The organism is Streptomyces sp. NPDC005774 (assembly GCF_042871645.1).
Lineage (GTDB): Bacteria > Actinomycetota > Actinomycetes > Streptomycetales > Streptomycetaceae > Streptomyces > Streptomyces pratens.
Genome location: NZ_JBIAIV010000010.1, coordinates 118,782 through 135,377 on the forward strand (window position 1 = coordinate 118,782; position 16,596 = coordinate 135,377).

The following is a 16,596-nucleotide window of genomic DNA, read 5'->3' on the forward strand; positions in this document are numbered from 1 at the left end:
CTCGCGCACCGACATCGCACGGAACCCCGCCGTGACCTCCCGTCGTACGCCGGACGGGCTCACGCCACTCGAGCACGCCCGGCGCCTCCTCCCTGCCGGGCCGAGCCGACCAGGCCGCGCACGGTGGTCAGCCAGCCCGTGGCGACGATCGCGGCGCCCACCGCCAGGCCCAGCGACCCGATCAGCGGCATCGCGATGCCGATCGCCCCGCCGAGCACCCACGACACCTGGAGCAGCGTCTCGGAGCGCGCGAACGCCGACGTACGGACCAGTTCGGGCACGTCCCGCTGGATCAACGCGTCCAGGGACAGTTTGGCCAGCGCCTGCGCGAACCCGGCGACCGCGGCCAGGCAGGCGATCACGACCGCGCCGAACAGCGCCGCCGCGGTGATCGCCGCGGCGACCACACAGGCGACCACCGTCACGATGATGATCTCCGGCGCCCGGGATCTCAGCGACGCCCCGACGGCCGTACCGAGCGCGTTGCCCACGCCCGCCGCCACGCCCACCACGCCCAGGGACACGGCGGCGCTCTGCCCGGTCATCGGATGCTCGCGCAGCAGGAACGCGAGGAAGAAGATCAGGAACCCGGTCAGACAGCGGATGGACGCGTTGGCTGCCAGCGCGTGCGTGACGGCCGGGCCGACCGTGCGCAGACCGGGCCGCTTGACCGGCTTGAGGTGCGGGCCGTGCAGATGCGTCTCGTCCGCCGCGAGCAGCGCCGTGTCCTCACCCTTCGCGGAGTCCACCTTCGACGGCAGCGTGAACGACAGCACCGTCCCCGTCACGAACAGGACGAACGCCCCGTACAGCGGCCAGCGCGGCCCGATCTGGTGGAGCCCCGCGCCGATCGGAGCCGCGATGCCGGTGGCCAGCAGCCCGCCGAGGGTGACCCGCGAGTTGGCCTTCACCAGGGAGAACGCGGGGGGCAGCAGCCGGGGCACGACGGCGCTTCTGACCACTCCGTACGCCTTCGAGGACACCAGTACGCCCAGAGCGGCCGGATACAGCTGGATGCCGCCGGTGACGACCGCCCCGGACAGCACCAGGGCGAGGACCGCACGGGCGAGCATCGCGCCCGCCATCGCCGCCCGGCGGCCGTGCGGAAGGCGGTCGAGAAGCGGGCCGACCACCGGGGCCAGGAGCGTGAACGGGGCCATCGTGATGGCGAGGTAGAGGGCGACCCGGCCCCGGGCCTCGTCCGTCGGCACGGAGAAGAAGACGGTCGAAGCGAGCGCGACGGTGATCATGACGTCGCCGGCGCCGTTCACCCCGTGCAGTTCGATCAGTTTGCCGAGCCCGGACTCGCCGGCGCCGTGCGCGTGGGTGGCCCGGCGGATTCCGCGCGCGGTCCCGGTCACCGGAAGGCGCAGGCCGCGCCCGAGCGCACGCAGCGGGCGGCCGGTCCGGCCCGTCCCGACGCGTCGGCCCTTTCCCTTCACCCTGACCCCGTTCGCCTCACCGGTCCCGGTGGCGCCCTGGGATGTCCTCGCGGTAGCCACGACGTTCATAGTGCCCCGATATGGTGGTACGTAGTGCCCCCACCGCGGTGACGGCTTCAATCACGTGCGCTGTCCGGCGGAACACCGCATCGGCGCAGTGCCCGCCGACGGACCTGCCGACCACTTCTGCCCACCACCCCGCCGACCACCCCGCCGGGTACCCGCCACGCCGGTGCGGTACGGGTGTGACGGCTGTGGCGAGATGCCGTGGACCGGTCGGATTCCGGCACGCGGCGGCCCGAGAACTACCGTCGGTGTAGGCCATACGCACGTGAGAAGGTAGCGTGCGTATCTCAGCCATCCCGCAGAATGGATGGAGGCGCGCCCGAGCACGAATAGGCGCGGACGTCGACGCGGTCCTGCGGTCCGCTCCGTCCGCCCCCCGCGCTGGGAGTGGCGCACTCGTGAGACGGCGTAGGAGAGAAGCGATACCTGTGAGCGCAGCGACAACGCGAAGCCGCACCCCCGACCGCCTGTGCGCCGAGGCGGTCGACCTCGCCCGTGCCGCCGCCGAGGAGGCCGCCGCACCCGGGGTCGTCGGAGAGCATGAAGGGCTCGTCTCCGAGGGCGACCGGGTCGTCACCCACTTCTTCGCGTGCCGCGATCTCGGCTACCGGGGCTGGCGCTGGGCCGTCACCGTCGTCCGCGCCTCCCGCGCCAAGATCGTCACGGTGGACGAGGCGGTCCTGCTGCCCGGCCCCGACGCGCTGCTCGCGCCGGAGTGGGTGCCGTGGAGCGAGCGGCTGCGCCCTGGTGACATGGGCCCCGGCGACCTGCTGCCCACCGATGCCGAGGACCTGCGCCTGGAGCCCGGCTATTCCGGCGAGGACGAGCCGTCGCCGAACTCCACGGTCTCCGCGGAACTCGCCGAGCTGGTCGAGGCGGAGGACGCCGAGGTCGCCGGGGTCGCCCCGGCCGACCTGACGATCGCACCCGCCCGCGGCTCGATCGCGTCGGTCGCCGAGGAACTCGGCATGCGCCGGGCCCGCGTCCTGTCCCGCTACGGCCTGCACATCGCCGCCGACCGCTGGGAGGAGGCGTTCGGCGCCAAGACCCCGATGGCGCAGGCGGCCCCCGCCACCTGTGTCAGCTGCGGCTTCCTCGCCCGCATCGGCGGTTCCCTGGGCCAGGCCTTCGGCGTGTGTGCCAACGAGTTCTCCCCGGCCGACGGCCGCGTGGTCTCCCTGGCGTACGGCTGCGGCGGTCACTCCGAGGCCGCGGTCATGCCCAAGCCGCCGCAGCCCGTCCCGCCGAGGATCGACGAGACCCGCGTCGATCCGTTCCCGCTCCGCCCGGCCCCGGACTCGGGCTCGGTCCCGGTGACGGAGGACGAGTCGTCGGCGGAGTTGGGGCACTCGTAGGGACGTACCCGGTGAGGACCCCGGTCCCCATGTCTTCAGGGACGCCTGACGGCCTGATGCGGCACCGGGGTCCACGGTGTCTCGGGGCGTGCCGTCTCAGAAGCCCAAGCAGGTGATCTGGATGACGTGGACGCGCTGGCTGCGTACGACGACCTGGTACGTGAACATTCCGCCGGGGACGACAATGCTTCCTCCTGGCGGATCGTCCCGGCATGTGCACGGCCGTGCAGGTGTAGTGCTTCTGCCGCTCTGACCAACTCGTCGGCCTTGCGGGTCACTTCGGTGAGGAAGGCGGGCGGCGCAGTGCGGGCGGCTTCCTCCGCGCCGAAGGCGTACTCCCAGGTCCAGCTCAAGCGCGTACTGCTTCCATGGCCTCGTCCAGGACGGTGCTCAGCTCCCGCAGCGCCTCATGAGCCACGGTGGGGTCCTCGTGTTCCAGGTCGGCCTCGGCGTGGGCGTAGCGGGTGGCGAGGCCGGGGCGGCGGGCGATTTCGATGTCCCGGGCCCAGGCCGGGACCCAACTGCGTACAGGGCTGAGGGACTGCCACTCAACGGCCTTGGCGAAGGCCTCGTCCTTCGTCCGCTGCATCTCCGGCAGACGCCCCGGGGCGTCTGCGGCGAGGGCGGCTCGCAGGGCGTCCGGGGTCTGCTCGGGGCGGGGAACCAGCTCATGCCCGTGCTCGGCCTGTGTGCTCATGGAGTCCTCCCGGGAGTGCACAGGCCGGGTTAGTCGTCTGGGGCGGCCGGGGGACCGGGGCGCGAACATCAAGGTGCGTTTCTCCCTTTCAGGATGAGAGGTGGCCTCCTGACGGGCGGAGGGGTGGGGCTTGGTAGGGGTTCTTTCTCTCCCAGGTTCCTTTGGGAAGGCACTGACAGAACCGGAACTCGAGGAATCGGGTTCCGGTGGTGTGAAGCGCAGTTCGGCCCGACCGGTCTTGCACGGAAAACGGTTCCGGGGTACGCCCCGACAGTCGGCGAATGCCTCGATCAACAGCAGGTCACGGCCGGACTCGGCGTCCGGGGCGGGGGAGTGCGTGCGACTCGGTGAGCTCGCACGATGAAGTCGCGGACAGGGGCCGAGGGTTCGGGCGATCGACGGTTTCCTGATTCACGTCACTCAGCGTGGCGGTGTGTGCGTACCGCGAGAGGTGACTCAGTGGGTGCGCGTGGTCACTGTCCGGATGCTGTCCGGTCCTGTCGGGCTGTGTCGACGGGCCGTACGGGTAAACCGCCGGGTGCATCACGGACGGCACGACGGAAAGGCGTGACATGACGGTCGAGGCGGAGGCGGAGGCGGTAACGCTCAAGAGTGAGGCGGACGAGCCGGGTTGGGAAGTGGACCCGGACGACGAGTGGGGCGTCGCGGTCGTCGCGACCGTCGGACGGCAACTGAGACTGCGCCGCGAGGCGGCGGGAATGCGGGTCGTCGAGTTCGCGGTGGCGGTGGGCTACGGGGACGACCTGGTCTACAAGATCGAGAGCGGCAAGCGGACCCCCCGCCAGGAGTACCTGGACAAGGCCGACGAGGTGCTGGACGCCGGCGGCCTCGTCGCGGCGGCCTGGGAGGACGTGAAGAAGGTCCGGTACCCGAAGACGGTCCGTGACATTGCGAAGTTGGAAGGGCGGGCAGTCGAGATCGGGGTGTACGTGTGCAACAGCATCAGCGGGTTGTTGCAGACGCCGGAGCATGCACGAGCGCTGTTCCAGGCCGCGCAACCGCCGTACGCCTCGGATGACGTGGAGCGGATGATGGCCGCTCGTATGGCACGGCGGTCGGTGTTCGAGCGTGACCCGGCCCCGTCCATCAGCTTCGTCCTGGAAGAAGCGACCCTGCAGAGGGAAGTCGGAGGCACAATGGTGTGGCGACAGCAGCTCGAACGTTTGCTTGAGGTGGGGCGGTTGCGCCATGTCACGCTCCAGGTCATGCCGACGAAGACCGAAGCCCATCCCGGCGTGGACGGCAGGATCGAGGTGCTGAAGTTCGCGGACGGCACGGCGGTGGGACGCTCCGACGGTGCGTTCAACGGCCGGCCCACCTACGACCCGAAGCAACTGCGCATCCTTGAACTGCGGTATGGCACCATCCGGGCGCAGGCGCTCTCGCCTCGGGAGTCGCCGGCCTTCATCGAGCAACTACTGCTGGGAGAAAAATGATCCGCCAGGCCTCCGCCGGTGATGCCTCCGAGCCGGCATGGTTCAAGAGCAGTTACAGCGACGGCACCGACGGCAACTCCTGCGTCGAACTGGCCCTCACCCCCGGCACCGTCCACGTCCGCGACTCCAAGGACATCGCGGGCCCCCGTCTCGGTTTCGCCCCGGACGCGTGGACGCGTTTCGTCCCGTACACGTCGGAGGAGAGGGTGTCCCTCCGAGTGCTGTAAGGGATGTGAAGGTGCCGTTGCGGGCCAGGGCTGGTAGTCAGTACTGCTCTCCCCGGCCGGAGACCGGCCGGGGGCGAGGGCACCACGGGGCGCCCGCAGCATCGGCAAGAGGCCGACCGCCCACACCCCCACCCCGACTCCGAATGGTTCAGCGAGTTCAACGACTGGCCAGGAGTGTGGACGAGTGGTCGGATGCCGGCCGCACCCAGACAGCGGGGTCAGCGGTGATCCCACCACCAGGAGATGCTCGGGGAGGGCAGAGGGCTGGCGTCGTCGGCTGCCTGGTCCCGGTCGGTGACCTGTGTGTTACTCAGTGGCCGATGCTGTCCAGTTCGGCCAGATTCTCGTCGGAAAGGGAGAGTCCGGCGCCTGCGATGTTTTCGCGCAGGTGGGCGGTGGACGACGTACCGGGGATGAGCAGGATGTTCGGCGAGCGTTGCATCAGCCAAGCCAGCGCGACCGACATCGGCGTCGCCTCCAGCCGGCTCGCGACCTTCGAGAGGGCCTCGGACTGCAGCGGCGTGAAGCCTCCCAAGGGGAAGAACGGCACATAGGCGATGCCATCGGCGGCGAGGCGGTCCACGAGGTCGTCGTCATGGCGGTGGGCGAGGTTGTACATGTTTTGTACGCATACGATCGGGGCGATGCCGCGTGCCTCGGCGACCTGCTCCGCAGTGACGTTGCTGACGCCGAGGTGTCGGATCAGACCCTCTCGTCGGAGGTCGACAAGCGTCTCGAACGCTTCGGTGATCGAGCCGGGCCGGGGGCCCTGAGCATCGCCCATGCGCATGTTGACCAGGTCGAGGACCTCGGCACCGAGGGATTCGAGGTTCTCGTGGACCTGCTTGCGCAGGTCTTCGGGGCGCCGGGCCGTGGGCCAGCCGCCCTGCGCGTCGCGGGTCGCGCCCACCTTGGTGGCGATGAACAGCGACTCCGGGTACGGGTGCAGTGCTTCGCGGATCAGCTCGTTCGTGATGCGTGGTCCGTAGGCGTTGCTGGTGTCGATGTGGGTGATCCCGAGACCGACTGCCTCGCGCAGGACGGCCAGGGCGCCGTCGTGGTCGGCGGGCGGACCCATGACCCACGGACCGGCGAGCTGCATCGCGCCGTATCCGAACCGGGTGACGGTCGAGTCACCCAGCGTCCAGATTCCGCCCGGAGGAGATGATGTGGAGGGCGTGTTCATCACGGTGCCTTTCGCTTCTTGCCAGGGATGGTGTCTCCGACCCCTTGCATCAGTGTTGGGGAGTTACTTCCTTGCGGGAAGTAGGCACTATGAAGTGCGTAACCACCCCGGAGAGTGAGAGGTGACCTCGGTGACGACGGTGAAGGCCGACAAGAAGGCGCAGGCCAAGGCGGAGTACAACGCGTTTCTGGCGATATGCCCCAGCCGTCAGCTTCTCGACCGGATCTCGGACAAGTGGGTCGTCCTGATCCTGTGCGCGTTGGGCGGTGACGCGTCCGAACAGTCCGGCGCGTCGCACGCACCCAAGGCGATGCGCTACTCGGAGCTCGCCCGGCTACTGGCCGGCGTCAGCCAGAAGATGCTGACTCAGACCCTACGAGCCCTCGAACGCGACGGCTTGCTCACCCGCACTGTGACGCCGACGGTCCCCGTCACCGTTACCTACGAGCTGACTGACCTCGGCCTCTCACTCCACCACCTGACGCGCGGGCTCCGTCAGTGGGCGCAGACCCGTATGGACCAAGTCCTCGCCCACCGCGAGGAGCACGACGCGCGAGCTCGCTAGCGACGACGGAGTTCTCCGGTCTCGGCTCTGCGGGCCGAAATGTGCCCGGCGTCCGTGCGGAACAGCACGGCCCGGGGCCGGGCCGGGCCCGGCCCGTCGGGGACGCCGGGCGCGGTACCTTCGACCTCACGCCGATCAGGGCCGATGAGGAGAGTGACCGTGAGCAAGTTCGTACGGCCCGCTGCCGAGGGCACGGACCCGTTCGGTACGGCGCGGCTGCGGCGCGGGGTGCTGGACGCCTGGGCCGCCGGCCCCGCACGGTTCCGTGAGGACGCCAACGCCGAGGAGGACCTCGTCCTCGGCGGATACCGGGACCGTCTCGTCGTCGAGCTGGCGCAGAACGCCGCCGACGCCGCCGCCCGCGCGAAGGTGCCGGGACGCCTTCGGCTCACGCTGCGTGACGGGGTGCTCGTCGCCGCCAACACCGGGGCCCCACTGGACGCGGCAGGGGTCGAGTCGCTGTCCACGCTGCGGGCCTCCGCCAAGCGGGACACTCCCGACGGAGCCGTGGGCCGGTTCGGGGTCGGCTTCGCCGCCGTCCTCACCGTCACCGACGAGCCCGCCGTCGTCGGCCGGCAGGGCGGGGTGCGCTGGTCGCTCGCCGAGGCGCGCGGGCTGGCCGGTGAGAGCGCCGGGGGCAGTGCCGGGCTGGGGGACGAGATCCGCCGACGTGACGGGCACGTGCCGTTGCTGCGGCTTCCTCTCCCCGCCGAGGGCACCGCCCCCGACCCGTACGACACCGCCGTCATCCTGCCGCTGCGCGACACGGCCGCCGCCGATCTCGCCGAGCGGCTGCTGCACGCCGTCGACGACGCGCTGCTGCTGGCGCTGCCCGGGCTGGAGGAGGTCGTCGTCGAGATCGGCGACGCCGAGCCTCGTACCGTGCGCCGCGGTACCGAAGGAGCCCTCACCGTTGTCGAGGACTCGCGGGACGGCACCACCCGCTGGCGTACCGTCGCCGCGCACGGGTCGCTCACGCCGGACCTGCTCGCCGACCGGCCGATCGAGGAGCGGCTGCGCCCGCACTGGTCGGTGACGTGGGCCGTGCCGGTGGACTCCGACGGCACCCCCGCCCGTCCCCGTACCAGCCCGGTCGTGCACGCGCCGACGCCGAGCGAGGAGCCGTTGGGCGTCCCGGCCCTGCTCATCGCCTCCTTCCCGCTGGACTCCACCCGCCGGCACACCGCCCCCGGCCCGCTCACCGACTTCCTGGTGGAACGTGCCGCCGACGCCTACACCGCACTCCTCGCCGACTGGCGTCCGGTGACCGCCGGGATCATCGACCTCGTGCCCGGTCCGCTCGGCCGGGGCGAGCTGGACGGCGCGTTGCGGCAGGCCGTTCTCGGGCGGCTCCCGCGCACGTCCTTCCTGCCGCCCGCCGCCGGGCCCACCGGGCACGACGACGACTCCGACCTGCCCGAGACGCTGCGGCCCCGGGAGGCCGAGGTCGTCGAGGGCGCCGGGGCCGACACGGTCCGGGTTCTCGCGGAGGTGCTGCCGACCCTCCTGCCCGCCGGGCTCGAGCGGCGGGCCGAACTGCGCACGCTCGGGGTGGCCCGCCTCTCGCTGGCCGACGCGATCGACCGGCTGGCCGGGCTGGAGAAGTCGCCCGACTGGTGGCGGCGGCTGTACGGGAGCCTCGCCGGCGTCGACCCCGACCGGCTCTCCGGGCTGCCCGTGCCACTTGCCGACGGGAGGACCACCACCGGCCCCCGGCAGGTGCTGCTGCCCGGCGCCGAGGCCGCCCGGGTCGACCCCGCGACGCTGGCCCGGCTCGGCCTCAAGGTCGCCCACCCGGACGCCGTGCACCCCCTGCTGGAGAAGCTCGGCGCCCTCCCGGCGACCCCGCGCGCGGTGCTCACCACTCCGCAGGTGCGGGCCGCCGTCGCCGCCTCCCTGGACGACGGGGGTGCCCTGAACTGGGAGGACGAGGCGCCCGACGCCGACGAACTCGCCGACACCGTGCTCGGGCTGGTGCGCGACGCGGGTCTCGAACCCGGTGACGAGCCGTGGCTGGGCGCCCTCGCGCTGCCCGACGAGGACGGCGAACTCTCCCCGGCCTGCGAACTGGTCTTCCCCGGCGGCCCCTTCGCCCAGGTCATGCGGGAAGGCGAACTCGCCGCCGTGGATGCCGAGCTGGCGCAGAAGTGGGGCGAGGCCCCGCTGGCCGCCTGCGGGGTGCTGGTCGACTTCGTCCTCGTCCGCGCCACCGACGTCGTCCTCGACCCGGACGAGCTCGAGCCCCGCGAAGGGGATTTCGCCGAGCCCGACGACGCGGGTCTGCTGGACGCCGTGGACGTGTGGAGCGAGGACGTTCTCGACCGCTTTCCCGACAGCCCGGTGCCGCCGGTGGCCACCGAACTCGTCGCCGTCCGCGACCTCGACCTCGTGGACGACGACCAGTGGCCCCGCGCCCTCGCGCTGCTCGCCCGCCCGCCGCTGCGCGACGCGCTCACCCAGCCGGTCCGCGTCCTGTTGCCGGACGGCACCCACGAGGTCGTACGCCCCTACACCGCGTGGTGGCTGCGCGGGCACCCGGTGCTCGGCGGCCGCCGCCCGGCCGGCCTGCGCGCCGCCGGGAGCGACCCGCTGCTGCACGGCCTGTACGACGAGGCCGACGCCACCGGCTTCGAGGACGAGCAGGTGCTGCGGGCCCTCGGCGTCCGTACGTCCGTGTCCGCGCTGCTCGACGAACCGGGTGGCGCCGCCGAACTCCTCGACCGTCTCGCCGACCCCGACCGTGAGGTGACCCCCGGCCGGCTGCACGCCCTCTACGGGGCGCTGGCCGACCTGGACCCGGATCAGGTGACCCTGCCGGACGAGCTGCGCGCGGTGGTCGACGGCCGGGTCGAGGTGGTGGACGCCGCCGACGCGGTGGTCGTCGACTCGCCCGACCTGCTGCCGTTCACGGAGGGCGTGGCCCTGCTGCCCGTCCGTCCCTCGCGCGCCGCCGAGCTGGCCGAACTGTTCCAGGTGCGGCGGCTGAGCGAGTCCGTCACCGGGGACGTCGACAGCGAGGGCACCGAGCACGACGTACCGGAGCCGGTGCGGGTGCTGCTCGGGCCGGGCACCCCCGCCACGTACGTCGAGCACGAGGAACTCGTCGTGGACGGTGTGGAGATCGACTGGCGGCTGACCCGTGACGGCGTGCTGCACGCGGCCACCCTGGAGGGCGTCGCCGCCGGGCTGGCCTGGACGGTCCGGGAGTGGCCGCGCCGGTTCGAGGTCGCGGCGCTGCTGGAGGACCCGTCCAGGACCGAGGAGCTGGCCAGGGACCGCTGGTTCGACTGACCGAAACGGGGGGCCGGGGCCGGCTCGGCCCCGGCCCCCCGATGAAGGCGGACGGTTCGGTTACTTCGTGGGCGCCTGGGTGTCGGACGCCTCCGCGTACTCCTCGAGCTTGCGGGCGAGCGTCGCCGCGTCGTACGGGCCCGTGTGCCGGCGGTTGCCGACGAAGAACGTCGGGGCACCGCGGGCACCGCTGGCCTCGGCGCTGGCCGCGTCCGCCCGGACCCGGGAGGCCGTCCTCTCGTCCTCGAGGTCGCGCAGGAACCTCTCGACGTTGAGTCCGAGGTCGGCGGCGTAACCGGCGGTGTCCTCGTACTCGAGCTCGTCCTGGTGCTCGTAGAGCAGGTTGTGCATCTCCCAGAAGCGGCCCTGGAAGTCGGCGGCGACGGCCGCCCGCGCGGCGAGTTCGGCGTGCGGGTGCACGTCGGGCAGCGGCAGGTGCCGGAAGACGTAGCGGAACCGGTCGCCGAAACGCTGCCGCAGTTCCGCGGTGACGCCGGTGGCGCGGGCGCAGAAGGGGCACTCGAAGTCGCCGTACTCCACCAGGGTGAGGGGAGCGTCCGGAGGGCCGAGGATGTGGTCCGTCTCCGGGTCGACGGGACGGTCCAGGTAGCGGGGAAGGTCCGCGTCCGTCTCGCCGCGCAGGACGGCGGCCAGATGGAACACCAGCCAGCCGACGGCGACGGAGAACACGGCCGCGAGCAGGACACCGACGGTGGCCTCGGCACGGATGACCGGGTCCTCGAAGGCGAGCCCGACGATCAGCAGGGAGACGGTGAACCCGATCCCGGACAGGACGCCGCCGCCCAGGACATGGCCGTGCCCCACCCCGGTCGGGAGCTTCCCGAGGCCGGTCCGGGTGCCGATCCAGGAGCCGCCCCAGATGCCGAGGAGCTTTCCGATGACGAGACCGACGACCACGGCCCAGGTGACGCGGGACGTCAGGGCGTTGGTCAGGACGCCGTCGCGCAGGTCGACACCGGCGTTGGCCAGCGCGAACACCGGGACGATGATGTAGCTGGACCACGGGTGGAGGACCGTCTGGAGCCGCTCGTTGACGGAGACGGCCTTCTGGAGCCCCCTGCGTGCCGTCTTGCCCACGTCGGCGAGGGGGGACTGGCGGAAGGCGCGGAAGAGCCGCGCGGCCTGCTCCACCCCCTCCCGCGACGGGCTCGTGGCGGGGATCAGGAGACCGCCGAGCATGCCGGCGATGGAGGCGTGGAGGCCGGCCTGGAGGGTGGCGAGCCACATCACGAGGACGACCAGGACGTACGGGGCCGCCTGCCAGACGCCGAAGCGGGTCAGCGCGGACAGGATCACGCCCAGGACGAGCGCGATGATCAGCTCCGGCACACTGATGCTGCCGGAGTAGACCACGCCGATCACGGTGACGGCCACGATGTCGTCGATGACGGTGATGGCCAGCAGGAAGACGCGCAACTGTGTGACGAACCGCGGGCCCACGATGGCGAGCGCGCCCAGCATGAACGCCGTGTCGGTGCCGATGACGATGCCCCAGCCCGTGGCGGCGTCACCCCCGGGCGCGATCAGCAGGTACAGCAGGATGGGCACGGCCATGCCGCCGATTCCGGCGAGGGCCGGGATCATCACCCGGCTGCGGCTGTTCAGCTCGCCCACGGAGACCTCGTAGCGGACCTCCAGACCGATGACGAAGAAGAACAGGGCCATCAGCCCGTCGTTGACCCAGTGCCCCAGGTCCATCGACAGCTCGGCGTTGCCGAGGGAGAGGGACATGTCGGTGTGCCAGAGGGAGGTGTACGCCTCCGACCAGGGTGAGTTCGCCCAGACCAGGGCCACCGCCACCGCCACCAGGAGCAGGCCCGCGCTGCCGGCCTCGGTCGCCATGAAGGTGCGGACCGGGGTGGAGAGCTGGGCTCCCAGCTCGCTCCTCCGCGACTGGGACTGGGAGTCCCCGGACTTGTTCTTGCGCAGGATCATCAGGGACTCACCGCCCCGGTGCGGCCCCTGGCCGTGGCGGACCGGTGGGGGAGGAGAGGGAGGAGGGAGAGGTGGGAAATGAGGGGGAGGGGGATGGCGCTTCGGTCAAGTCGATGATCTTGAAAATTCCTACACATGTTTTCCATTCTCGTACAACCATTCGGTGGCACTACGTATCTGACCATGTGAGTCAACAGACTCCATGGTCACTCGGGTCCCGGACGTGACGACGAGCCGTTGGGTGACGTACCCAAAAAATGTCGACCACGGGGCCCCTTTCTCCACGTGGAGAACGCATGCGTATTCGCGCCACCGTCGCCGTAGTCTCCGGCGCCCTGGCCCTGTCCGCCCTCGCCGTACCGGCCGCGCAGGCCGACGACTCCGCCGGGGACACGAAGATCTCCAACGTGGTGGTCAACGGCGGCAAGGCCGTCGTCGTCGACCCCACGACCGCCAAGAAGGTCACCCTCACCTTCACCGCCACCGACAACTCGGGCATCGCCTGGGCCCATCCCATCCTGTACCGCGGCGCGTCCATCGAGAAGTCCGAGACCGGTGCCCTCGCCGACAGCAGCGACGGCCGTGCCAAGTGCACCAAGGTCGACGCCACCAAGTCGACCTGCAAGGCCACCTTCACCCTGAAGCAGCGGGACAACCTCATCAACTCGGTCGCCGGCACCTGGAAGGTGTGGATCGTCGCCGCGGCCAAGGACGACGACTACATGGAGAAGGAAAACGCCAAGAGCTTCTCCGTGCAGCGCGCCTCGAAGCTGACCGTCAACGCCTCCCCCGAGCCGGTGAAGAAGGGCAAGACGATCACCGTCACCGGCACGCTGTCGCGCGCCAACTGGGAGACCAAAAAGTACGCCGGCTACACCGGCCAGTCGGTGAAGCTGCAGTTCCGCAAGAAGAGCTCCAGCACCTACACCACCGTCAAGACCATCAAGAGCGGCTCGGCGGGCAGCCTGAAGACCACGGTCAAGGCCTCCGTCGACGGCTACTACCGGTACTCCTTCGCGGGCACCACGACCACCCCGGCCGTCAACGCCGCCGGCGACTTCGTCGACGTGAAGTAAATCACCCCGGGCAACCGGTCACGCGGCCCCACGCCTCCCGGAGGCGTGGGGCCGCGACCGTACGAGGCCGGTGTCCGCCCGCCGGGCCGGGCGTCAGGACGTGATCCACCGGGCAGGCCCTAAGCGGGGAAACGGCGGTCGACCCACCTCCACAGAACCTCCAGGACGGCCGCCGCCGCCACCGCGATGCCGACCGCGACCCACGGCATCGTCAGCCCGACCAGCTTCAGCGCGAAGAACTCCTGGAGCCGCGGCACGACCAGCACCAGCAGGAATCCGGCGCCCATCGTCGCCACCAGAGCGATCCGCCACCACGTGTACGGGCGGGCGATGATCGCCAGCACCCACATCGAGATCAGGAACAGCGTCAGCGTCGCCGCGCTCGTCTCCGCGTCCAGTGCGCCCTCACCGCTGTAGTGATGGCGGGCGAGCAGGTAGGTGGCGAAGGTCGCCAGCGCGGCCAGTACACCGCCCGGGATCGCGTACCGCATGACCCGCCGTACGAAGTTCGGCCGCGCCCGCTCCTTGTTCGGGGCCAGGGCCAGGAAGAACGCAGGGACGCCGATGGTGAGCGTGGACAGCAGCGTCAGATGGCGCGGCAGGAACGGGTAATCCACCTGCGAGCAGACCACCAGCACCGCGAGCAGCACCGAGTAGACGGTCTTCACCAGGAACAGCGTCGCGACCCGGGTGATGTTGCCGATCACCCGCCGTCCCTCGGCCACCACCGACGGCAGCGTGGCGAAACTGTTGTCGAGCAGCACGATCTGTGCGACGGCCCGGGTCGCCTCCGAACCGGAGCCCATCGCCACCCCGATGTCGGCGTCCTTCAGGGCCAGCACGTCGTTGACCCCGTCGCCGGTCATCGCGACCGTGTGCCCGCGGGACTGGAGCGCGCCCACCATGTCCCGCTTCTGCTGCGGGGTGACCCGTCCGAACACGGTGCCCTCGTCGAGCGCCCCGGCCATCGCCTCCGGCTCGTCGGGCAGCCCGCGCGCGTCGACGACGGTCCCCGTCAGCCCGAGCTTCCCGGCGACCGCGCCGACCGACACCGCGTTGTCGCCGGAGATGACCTTGGCGTCGACGTCCTGGGCGGCGAAGTACGCCAGCGTGTCCGCCGCGTCCGGCCGCAGCCGCTGCTCCAGCACCACCAGCGCGGTGGGGCGGACACCGACGGCGACCTCGGGGTCGTCCAGGGGCCGCTCGGTACGGGCGAGGAGCAGCACCCGCAGGCCCTGCTCGTTCAGCCGCCCCGTGCGGGCCAGGGCAGGGTCGTCGGCGTCGAGCAGGACGTCAGGGGCGCCGAGCAGCCAGGTGGCGGCGGGGGAGGCGGCCTCGTCGCCCTCGGTGAAGGCGGCACCGCTGTACTTGCGGGCGGAGGAGAAGGGAAGGGCGTCGGCGCGCCGCCAGTCACCGGGGGCGGGGTAGGTCTCGGCGATCGCCCGTAGCGAGGCGTTCGGCCGCGGATCGGAGACGCCGAGGGCACCGAGCACGTTCCGGACGTACGCCTCGCCGGTGCCGGTGCCGGTGTCTGCGTCTGTGCCCGTATCCGTACCTGTGCCCGTACCTGCGCCGGTGTCGAGCAGGTGCAGCTCGGTGACGTCCATGCCGCCCTCGGTGAGGGTGCCGGTCTTGTCCAGACAGACCGTGTCGACGCGGGCCAGCCCTTCGATGGCGGGCAGCTCCTGGACCAGGCACTGCTTGCGGCCCAGCCGGATGACCCCGATCGCGAAGGCCACCGAGGTGAGCAGCACCAGCCCTTCGGGCACCATCGGAACGATCCCGCCGACCGTGCGGGCGATGGAGTTCTTCAGCTCGTCGTCCTTGACGAACAGCTGGCTGATGATCAGCCCGGTCGCGGTCGGGACCATCATCCACGTCACGTACTTGAGGATCGTGGAGATGCCCGAGCGCAGCTCGGAGTGGACCAGCGTGAACCGGGACGCCTCCTCGGCGAGCTGCGCCGCGTACGCCTCGCGCCCCACCCTGGTCGCCTGGAAGGAGCCGCCGCCCGCGACCACGAAGCTTCCGGACATGACCTGGTCCCCGGGCTGCTTGACCACGGGGTCGGCCTCACCGGTGAGCAGCGACTCGTCGATCTCCAGCGAGTCGGCCTGCGCGCACACCCCGTCGACGACGACCTTGTCACCCGGCCCGATCTCGATCAGGTCGTCCAGCACGATCTGCGAGGTGCCGATCCCGGCGCTCACCCCGTCCCGGCGCACCGTCGGCCGGGCCTCGCCGATCACGGCCAGGGAGTCCAGGGTCTTCTTCGCCCGCCACTCCTGGATGATGCCGATCCCGGTGTTGGCGAGGATCACGAAGCCGAACAGGCTGTCCTGGATGGGCGCGACGCCCAGCATGATCACCCAGAGGACGCCGATGATCGCGTTGAACCGGGTGAAGACGTTCGCGCGGACGATCTCGGTCAGCGACCGGCTGCTGCGCACCGGCACGTCGTTGACCTGCCCGAGGGCCACCCGCTCCGCCACCTGGGCGGAGGTCAGACCGGTCACCGGCGATGTCAGGGGGGCAGGATGCGCGGCGTCGGCCCGCGTGTCCGCGTCGAGAGGGGTCATGCAGACGACGGTACGGGGGCCGGAAGGGCTCCACCCACCGGATGTGCCGAAGATCCGACCTGGGTAGGGGCGGGTGTGGGCCCGTGGTAGTACGGGAGTTACGGCCGGTCGGCCTGCCGGCCCACCGGCCGGGCCGTCAGTCGGCCGAGGGCGTGGGGGAGGAGCCGCGGAGGGGTTCTGCCGCCGGGGTCCCGGAGGCCGCTTCCGTGGCCTCCACAGTGTGTGTGGCATCCACGGGGTCCACGGTCTGAGCCGCCTGCGTGTGCCTGATCGCCGCGTCGCGCCGGCGGACGTACCAGATGCCGATGAAGCCGAGCCCGCCGCCGGCCAGGCAGGTCCACAGCCACCAGGTGTGACCGCGGTCGTCGAACCAGCCGTAGAACGGCAGCTGCACCAGGAAGAGGGCGAACCAGAGGATCGTGCCGCCGACGATGGTGGCGACCACGGGGCCCTCAAGGGGCTCCGGCGCCTCGTGCTTGGGGGTCCCCTTGACGATGTCGGAGAGACCTGAGAGGAAAGCGGCCATGCGGACAGCTTACGAGGAGCGGGGGTGTGACGTTCGCCGCGTCCGCGCCACGCTGCCCTGGCTCATCTACGCGCGGAGATAGCGGGAGCCTCGTTATATGTTCATACTGAATTCGTTTGTCTCTGGCCACTTCTGTTCGTAGAAAACACCAAAGGGCTTTGGATAGAGCCCGC

General features: G+C 71.1%; 12 protein-coding genes. 6 read left to right on the forward strand and 6 right to left on the reverse strand.

Annotated features, from left to right (window positions below; all coding sequences use genetic code 11):
- Positions 1 to 59: 59 nt before the first annotated feature.
- The gene (locus ACFYQA_RS12505; RefSeq protein WP_388915480.1) at positions 60 to 1,502 is read right to left on the reverse strand and encodes an MFS transporter; all 1,443 of its coding nucleotides are present in this window, start codon (positions 1,500 to 1,502) and stop codon (positions 60 to 62) included.
- A 434-nt stretch (positions 1,503 to 1,936) separates the two neighbouring features.
- Between ACFYQA_RS12505 and ACFYQA_RS12510 the strand changes: the two genes are divergently transcribed.
- Positions 1,937 to 2,863: a DUF3027 domain-containing protein gene (locus ACFYQA_RS12510; protein ID WP_388915483.1), complete on the forward strand. Its 927-nt coding sequence runs from the start codon at positions 1,937 to 1,939 to the stop codon at positions 2,861 to 2,863.
- A 349-nt stretch (positions 2,864 to 3,212) separates the two neighbouring features.
- Here the strand turns inward: ACFYQA_RS12510 and ACFYQA_RS12515 are convergent, their stop codons facing one another.
- Positions 3,213 to 3,560: a hypothetical protein gene (locus tag ACFYQA_RS12515; protein WP_388915486.1), complete on the reverse strand. Its 348-nt coding sequence runs from the start codon at positions 3,558 to 3,560 to the stop codon at positions 3,213 to 3,215.
- A gap of 572 nt (positions 3,561 to 4,132) precedes the next feature.
- On the opposite strand from ACFYQA_RS12515, the gene ACFYQA_RS12520 reads away from it, so the two are divergent.
- Positions 4,133 to 5,017, forward strand: a complete 885-nt coding sequence (locus ACFYQA_RS12520; RefSeq protein ID WP_388915488.1) for a helix-turn-helix domain-containing protein — start codon at positions 4,133 to 4,135, stop codon at positions 5,015 to 5,017.
- Positions 5,014 to 5,244 (forward strand): DUF397 domain-containing protein, encoded by a 231-nt coding sequence (locus ACFYQA_RS12525; protein WP_388915491.1) that lies wholly within the window; start codon positions 5,014 to 5,016, stop codon positions 5,242 to 5,244. The genes ACFYQA_RS12520 and ACFYQA_RS12525 overlap by 4 nt, the downstream gene beginning before the upstream one ends.
- A gap of 310 nt (positions 5,245 to 5,554) precedes the next feature.
- Here ACFYQA_RS12525 and ACFYQA_RS12530 read toward each other — a convergent pair whose 3' ends face one another.
- Positions 5,555 to 6,430, reverse strand: coding sequence for an aldo/keto reductase family oxidoreductase (locus tag ACFYQA_RS12530; protein ID WP_388915494.1), 876 nt, complete (start codon positions 6,428 to 6,430; stop codon positions 5,555 to 5,557).
- Between the two features lie 130 nt (positions 6,431 to 6,560).
- Here ACFYQA_RS12530 and ACFYQA_RS12535 point away from each other — a divergent pair, with 130 nt between their 5' ends.
- On the forward strand, positions 6,561 to 6,995 hold the full coding sequence (locus ACFYQA_RS12535; RefSeq protein ID WP_388915497.1) for a winged helix-turn-helix transcriptional regulator: 435 nt from the start codon (positions 6,561 to 6,563) through the stop codon (positions 6,993 to 6,995).
- Positions 6,996 to 7,154: 159 nt separating this feature from the next.
- Positions 7,155 to 10,286 carry a sacsin N-terminal ATP-binding-like domain-containing protein gene (locus tag ACFYQA_RS12540; protein ID WP_388915500.1) on the forward strand — a complete coding sequence of 1,044 codons (3,132 nt, stop codon included), beginning with the start codon at positions 7,155 to 7,157 and terminating at the stop codon, positions 10,284 to 10,286.
- Between the two features lie 60 nt (positions 10,287 to 10,346).
- Here ACFYQA_RS12540 and nhaA read toward each other — a convergent pair whose 3' ends face one another.
- The gene (gene nhaA, locus ACFYQA_RS12545; protein ID WP_388915503.1) at positions 10,347 to 12,242 is read right to left on the reverse strand and encodes a Na+/H+ antiporter NhaA; all 1,896 of its coding nucleotides are present in this window, start codon (positions 12,240 to 12,242) and stop codon (positions 10,347 to 10,349) included.
- 296 nt (positions 12,243 to 12,538) lie between these two features.
- Between nhaA and ACFYQA_RS12550 the strand changes: the two genes are divergently transcribed.
- Complete coding sequence (locus ACFYQA_RS12550; RefSeq protein ID WP_388915506.1) at positions 12,539 to 13,318, forward strand: DUF5707 domain-containing protein; 780 nt, start codon at positions 12,539 to 12,541, stop codon at positions 13,316 to 13,318.
- A gap of 119 nt (positions 13,319 to 13,437) precedes the next feature.
- On the opposite strand, the gene ACFYQA_RS12555 is transcribed toward ACFYQA_RS12550, so the two are convergent.
- Positions 13,438 to 15,897, reverse strand: a complete 2,460-nt coding sequence (locus ACFYQA_RS12555; RefSeq protein ID WP_388915509.1) for an HAD-IC family P-type ATPase — start codon at positions 15,895 to 15,897, stop codon at positions 13,438 to 13,440.
- Positions 15,898 to 16,033: 136 nt separating this feature from the next.
- Positions 16,034 to 16,423 carry a DUF2530 domain-containing protein gene (locus ACFYQA_RS12560; RefSeq protein WP_388915512.1) on the reverse strand — a complete coding sequence of 130 codons (390 nt, stop codon included), beginning with the start codon at positions 16,421 to 16,423 and terminating at the stop codon, positions 16,034 to 16,036.
- Positions 16,424 to 16,596 lie beyond the last annotated feature (173 nt).